This is a genomic window from Endozoicomonas sp. ONNA1 (genome assembly GCF_024606325.1).
GTDB lineage: Bacteria > Pseudomonadota > Gammaproteobacteria > Pseudomonadales > Endozoicomonadaceae > Endozoicomonas_A.
In genome coordinates, this window is the sequence record NZ_JAHHPN010000716.1 from 1 (window position 1) to 2451 (window position 2451).

The 2451-nt window shown below is 51.7% G+C and carries 1 protein-coding gene; it reads right to left on the reverse strand.

The window, feature by feature from the left end:
• Positions 1 to 2451: hypothetical protein (locus tag KDK19_RS16765; RefSeq protein WP_257292413.1), on the reverse strand; the 2451-nt coding region annotated here is incomplete at both ends.

Sequence of the window (2451 nt, forward strand, 5' to 3'; positions counted from 1 at the left end):
CAAACACCAGCAATTGCGAGTCATCTTTGCCCGGCAATGTCCTTGATACCTTGCGGCCAAACACCGCGCCATGCTTTGTGGCGCTGAATTCACGGAATTGCCTGATTTCCTGATCCAGGATCCTGGCACTCTTGAACAACACCTGTTGATTGACGAGGTCAATAAAATAGTAGCCAGTGGTCGGGCTCCCCTGGATCGGTTTTACCTTATCACTGGGGGCAATGAGCTGGATTTCTTTGTGGTGGCGGGTATCGTACCAGAGCTTCACCCGGTCTAACTTATGCCAATCTGCTTTGGCCAGTCCCAGCTTGCCGGGGAAGCAGGAATAGGGTGCATCGCGATGCCCAGCGGCCTTTTTTCTACAGTCCTTCAGGTATTCAGACCAGAACTTGTACGGTATTTTGCGTGACGACTTGAGCCACCAGTTCGGCGCCTGAGCCATGCAGTGTGCATAGATCGAGGTGGCCTGGCATTCTTTCAGTTCCAACGGCAGAAACCGGCTGAAAGCGGTGTAATGGGTCGTTATTCCGAGCAGTTTCGGTGCCCTTGACTCCTTTTCATTCAGGTTCTTAGTGTCGTATAAACGGCGAATTACCTTGCGATCCTTCGGCAGCCATTCAAACTGTGCGTTGGCATCCTGGGCTATCACTCTATAGGGGGTGTCCGGCGTCGGGGCAGGAAACCGGAAACAGGTCTCACCCAGGTAGAGGGTCCAGGTTTTTTCGGTCTGGTTCAGCACGGTTGAACAGCTTCGCGTCCCGCCGGCCTGCTCGGTTATGCAGGCATAGGGGCGTTGTCCGTTGTAGTTCAACACCCAGGTAGCGGCGGTCTTTCCACGGGGGTGAATGCGGATGAGGTGGGCACCGTTGGACATCAGGAGGTAGGTGTTGCTGCCCCCTACAGGGCTATGCAGGTCGTAACTCAGCAGCCAGATGAATTCAAGGACCTTGTGAAAGACGAGGATGTGATCTTTTTCATCGAGATACACGTGGCTGCGTGAGAAACGGTACGCGAAAGCGTCCGTATGGGTGAACATCTGGCCAATGTATTTATCCGTGTATCTGACTTTAAATTCATCACACAAAGGAGCATTTTTGCACGTACTGATCTTGGTGTCTTTTACCTTTTTCTGGTAAAACAGTTGCAGCAGTTCATTGCTGACGGCATTCAGCAGCTTTGCACCGGGAGAGCTGCTTTTTGGCGCACTCCCCTTAAAGGTCTGGTCAGTTCGGGTGTAACCGAGTCTGACATCCCACTCGGGTGTGGAAGGCATTAAAATCATCTTTTTGTCGGTCATCTGATCCAGGTTGTGAAACACTCCTCTTTCACATTGGTAGGGGGTTAAACGCGGCTCCTTCGAGCATAATGTCTTCAGGGCATTGTCGATCAGGTGGTAGGGAACCGGGGAGTAGTGGAGCTCGTTGATATCGCTGGCGCATTCAAACCTGTTGTACTCTACGGTGGTTTTATCCTTACACTTTTTCTGTTTCCAGTCGTTCTTTTTTCCGGCGATGAAGGTTGTCCGGAATGAATAGCCTCCCCCGAGGGTCAGGGTCTTGTTGACCAGGTCGATCGTCTGGATGTTTACGGGCAGGAGATTTTTGCCGTCCCCGCTCATCAAAGCATTGATGGTCTGGTTGCCGTACAGGTAGCTTTTGGGGTCCAGCTGGGCGTGAATCGTGTTAAAGGTTTGGGTCGCCTTGCCCGCAGCGTCCCGTAACTTTTTAAAGGCCAGCTTTTCTAACTTTTCTTTATAATACGAGTCAAAAATAGCCCTGACGTAGTGCATGACAGTGTCAATCATTAGCCCGTAAGGCCCGAGAAACTCCGAAATAGTGGAGATACCCATATCCACCGACTCAAAGATCACCCTGGATTCCAAGAGTTTCTTGACTTCCGGATCCTTTTCGTTCTCATATTCAATTCCGGTCAGGATGAGACTGGTTGTTTGCACACCGAAACCCGCTACAGGCAAAAAACGAGCGACTTTTTTACCCAGCCCCTTGGCTTTTTTCAGCCCGCTGGTCGGCTTGCGTAACTCGGTGTAGAGTAGCTTTGGTGCTGTCCGATGGGAAGAAAATAGCTGCTTGGAGGACGGGCTTAACCACCTAAGCCCCTCTAGCCCGAAACCGATCCAGTCAAACACCTCCAATGTCACTGCCGCAAAAAAAACCACCTGGCGTCCGGTATAAATCTGCCGTTGGGTGTCCGTCATATTCAGGGACCGAGGATTTTCGTAATGATATCCCACGGAGTCAATCCCGGTGATCAGGTCGGAAAGGCCTATGAAAGACCTATACTTGTCCAGACTGCCGGTGGCTGCATATTTCCCTTTGACCTGCGATGGTGATGGACGGCCCACGCCCTTGAGAAAGCCCCGGAGGCGGTCAAAGGCTCCGGAGGTAAACCGGATGTTCTTTCGGGTCAGGGTATCGGGCTCCATAAAGTCCA